Source organism: Arthrobacter sp. C152 (assembly GCF_054890965.1).
In genome coordinates this window covers 1-788 of the sequence record NZ_JBTZSU010000100.1, presented here as the reverse complement: position 1 = coordinate 788, position 788 = coordinate 1, and the positions used below count along the sequence as shown (strand labels likewise).

Annotated in this window: 1 protein-coding gene; it reads left to right on the top strand. The window is 66.4% G+C overall.

Going from position 1 to position 788, the window contains the following annotated elements; genetic code table 11:
- Positions 1-14 precede the first annotated feature (14 nt).
- Positions 15-773, top strand: a complete 759-nt coding sequence (locus ACYSM9_RS21885; protein WP_461859048.1) for an SDR family oxidoreductase — start codon at positions 15-17, stop codon at positions 771-773.
- Positions 774-788 lie beyond the last annotated feature (15 nt).

The window sequence follows — 788 nt, the reverse complement described above, 5'->3', positions numbered from 1 at the left end:
CTCCTGGAGAACCAATGTCCTTTTCTGATTACACCACCGCCCTCGTCACCGGGGCTTCGACCGGTATGGGCGCCGCGATCGCCGAGCGCCTTACCAAGCGGGGCCTGACCGTCCATGCAGTGGCCCGCAACGCCGAACGCCTCGCCGAGCTGGCGGACCGCACGGGAGCAGTCCCGCACGTGGTGGACCTGACCGACACCGCCGCGCTGGCCGGCGTCGTGCGTGAGCTGAAGGTGGACGTGCTGGTCAACTGCGCCGGCGTTTCCCGGCCCGGGAACATCCTGGACTCCTCCGAGCAGGACATCGACGAACTCGTGGACGTGAACCTGCGCGGCCTGCTGCAGCTCACCCGCCTGGTCCTGCCCGGCATGGTGGAACGCGACCTGGGCCATATCGTGAACATCAGCTCGATCGCCGGCACGTACAACTTCTACGGCCACACGGTCTACCACGCCACCAAGGCCGCCGTGCACCAGATCTCCCGGCAGCTGCGCAACGACACCGTGGGAAAGCGCATCCGCGTCACCGAGATCTGCCCGGGCCGGGTGGAAACGGAAATCTTCGGCCGCAACATGGGCGGCAGCCCCGAGGCCATGGAAGAAGCCTGGAAGACCTACTACGAAGGCTACGAGTCGCTGACCACCGACGACATCGTCAACGCCCTCGACTACGCCATCGAGACCCCGCGGCACGTCAATGTCGGCATGCTTGAACTCATGCCCACCTTCCAGGTCCCCGGCGGCCTGACCTTCGACCGCCGCGCCGAAGACTAAACCCCCTTCCCACCC